The sequence below is a fragment of the Streptomyces sp. NPDC002809 genome (assembly GCF_040295435.1).
Taxonomy (GTDB): Bacteria; Actinomycetota; Actinomycetes; order Streptomycetales; family Streptomycetaceae; genus Streptomyces.
This window is the reverse complement of the sequence record NZ_JBEOVJ010000176.1, coordinates 1-2,079: the sequence shown is the minus strand read 5'-3', so window position 1 is coordinate 2,079 and position 2,079 is coordinate 1. Positions and strand designations below refer to the sequence as shown.

2 protein-coding genes are annotated in these 2,079 nt (G+C 71.1%); both read left to right on the top strand.

Translation table 11 applies throughout. From position 1 onward, the window contains the following. Positions 1-276: 276 nt before the first annotated feature. Entirely contained in the window at positions 277-1,044 is a 768-nt protein-coding gene (locus tag ABT025_RS39375) for a polyprenol monophosphomannose synthase (RefSeq protein WP_351003638.1), read from the top strand. 70 nt (positions 1,045-1,114) lie between these two features. Further along, the gene (fxsA, locus tag ABT025_RS39370; RefSeq protein ID WP_351003637.1) at positions 1,115-1,741 is read left to right on the top strand and encodes an FxsA family membrane protein; all 627 of its coding nucleotides are present in this window, start codon (positions 1,115-1,117) and stop codon (positions 1,739-1,741) included. Positions 1,742-2,079: the final 338 nt, after the last annotated feature.

The following is a 2,079-nucleotide window of genomic DNA, read 5'->3' as shown; positions in this document are numbered from 1 at the left end:
GCTCCAGCACTGCCCACTGCCCGTCCGTCAGATCTCCCCGCCCCATGAACCGTGATCATTCACAGCCCAAGATCTACTTTCGATACACGGCCTAGGTCGATCCGCAGCCGGCGGGTCCCAGGTCGGCCCGAAGGGCGCCGGGCCCCGATCCGCAGTTCTGTCCGTACTTCCGCTCTTCTGTCCGCCACCGCTTCCCACGCCACTCGACCGGGTCGGTCAGCGATCGTGCCGCGCTCGATATGGTGTGCATCTGCGTACGGACTTAAGGGGCAGTAAGTGAACGACGGCGGTCAGAGGCGATACGGCCCGCTCGGCAGAGCACTGGTGATCATTCCGACCTATAACGAGGCCGAGAACATCAAGCCGATCGTCAGCCGGGTGCGTGCCGCCGTGCCGGAGGCTGACATCCTGGTCGCCGACGACAACAGCCCGGACGGCACCGGCAAGCTCGCCGACGAACTCGCCGCGACCGATGACCAGGTCCACGTGTTGCACCGCAAGGGCAAGGAAGGGCTCGGCGCCGCCTACCTCGCCGGCTTCCGCTGGGGCATGGACCACGACTACGGCGTCCTCGTCGAGATGGACGCCGACGGCTCCCACCAGCCGGAAGAGCTGCCCCGTCTGCTCACCGCCCTCAAGGGTGCGGACCTGGTGCTCGGCTCCCGCTGGGTCCCGGGCGGGCGAGTGGTCAACTGGCCCAAGTCCCGCGAGATGATCTCCCGCGGCGGCAGCACGTACTCCCGGCTGATGCTCGGACTGCAGACGCGGGACGTCACCGGTGGCTACCGGGCCTTCCGCACCGAGACGCTGCAGGGAATCGGCCTGGACGAGGTCGCCTCGCAGGGCTACTGCTTCCAGGTTGACCTGGCCCGCCGCGCGATCGACGCCGGCTTCCATGTCGTCGAGGTCCCGATCACCTTCGTGGACCGGGAGGTCGGCGACTCCAAGATGAGCCGCGACATCCTGGTCGAGGCGCTCTGGCGCGTGACCGCGTGGGGCGTCACCACGCGTACGAACCGAGCGCTCGGCCGCCGGACCACCTGACGCGGGAGCGGGGACAGGCCGCCGGCGCCCCCTTACCCCGTTCGGACGCCGGTCCAGGCACACTGGGAGCATGACGACCGGCACACCGCCCCCGACCGCCCGCAGGCGCTCGCGCGCCCGGACCTTCGTACCTCTCGCCATCGCCGCCTGGGCGGTGCTGGAGATCTGGCTGCTCATCGTGGTGGCCGACGCGGCAGGCGGGTTCACCGTGCTGCTGCTCCTGGTCGCGGGCGTCGTACTCGGGGCCGTGGTGATGAAGCGGGCCGGCCGCCGGGCCTTTCGCAATCTGACCGAGACGCTCCAGCAGATGCCGGGACAGCCGGGGGCCGGTGGCTCGTCGCCCGCCCCTTCGAGCACCCGGGGCAACGGCTTCCTGATGCTCGCCGGTCTCCTGATCATGATTCCGGGGATGATCTCGGACGCGGCCGGACTGCTGCTCCTGGTGCCGCCGGTCCGGTCGGCACTCAGCAGGTACGCGGAGCGCTCACTGGAACGGCGCATGAGGGCGGCCGGCCCCGGCAGCCTCTCGGACGCGTTCACGCAAGCTCGTATGCACCGCCCGGACGGCAAGGTCGTCCAGGGCGAGGTGATCCGCGAGGAGCCCTCAGGCCCGGGCGGAAAGGTCATTTCGGGCGAGGTGGTCCGCGAGGACCCCCCCCGTCCGAACGGCGACCGGCGCCCACCCTCCGCCCCGTAACACCGCCAAACCGCCGAGACCCCGTGACCGCGTCACGCCCCGCCCCCGTAATCCGTGACGTCCCCCCGTAACCCCGTCAGGCCTTGGTGCCGTAGTGCACCGTCGAGCCCGGGGTGGGGTGGCGGCATCGAGCCCGTTCGGTCGGCCACGACAAGCCCGTCCGGCGATCGAGAACACATTCAACGCCTGCTCGGACGGGCTCGATGCCGGAACGGCCGGTTCCGCAGGGCCGGCCCCCACGCATGGCCCCACCCCGGCGCGGCCCGGCCGCCAAGGCCCACGCACAAAGAGAGCCGCGGGGGGGGGGGGGGCCGCCGGGGGGGGGGGCGCGGCCCGGC